At 40.9% G+C, this 587-nt stretch carries 1 protein-coding gene; it reads right to left on the bottom strand.

Features of this window, described 5'->3' with window-relative positions; translation table 11 throughout:
* Positions 1-587, bottom strand: a 587-nt coding sequence (locus ACFOSE_RS09700) for an IS982 family transposase (RefSeq protein WP_380432819.1), incomplete at both ends; no start/stop codon positions are given.

The raw sequence follows: 587 nt of genomic DNA, 5'->3' as shown, positions 1-587 counted from the left end.
TAGTCCCCTAATGCTTCTAGTCAACGTGTGTTCAATATCAAATAGCGCACAAAGTTCAGAAAAGCGAGTTTCGATCGTTCTTCTCATGACAAGTAACTGCCAATGATTATGCTGTTCTGCACCGACCATGTTTTGACGTAAAGGTGTCCATATGTGATAGCCTTTCTGTTTTAAGCTATCTTTTAGCACTTGACTGAGATAGCCTAAATCGGCAAGAACTACAGATTGCCTACAGCCTTCTAGGAGTTCATCAACGACTTTAATGTCGTGAACAGAGGCTGGTGTCACAACATAGTTGAGAATAACCCCCGACAAAGTGACCAGCATATGGACTTTAAAACCATAGAACCAAAGGTTTTTAGCAGCATTATACCCAATATCAGCGAGATCATTGAAAATCTTGGCTCTATGATTGCGAATAGGCTGGCAAAGCGGCAATGGAAAACTGTCCATAATCACAATGGTATCTGGTGAGATTTTCCTATTCATGGCTTGTCGAATGAGCTGAACCAACCAAATAAGTTGCCCTGTTCGTCTATTAAAGCGGCTTCTTTCTAGTAAGTTATGACCAAAGAAAAGGTGACAAA

The organism is Streptococcus dentapri (assembly GCF_042649885.1).
Taxonomy (GTDB): Bacteria; Bacillota; Bacilli; order Lactobacillales; family Streptococcaceae; genus Streptococcus; species Streptococcus dentapri.
The sequence above is the reverse complement of the archived record's forward strand: the minus strand, read 5'-3'. Positions and strand labels throughout refer to the sequence as shown.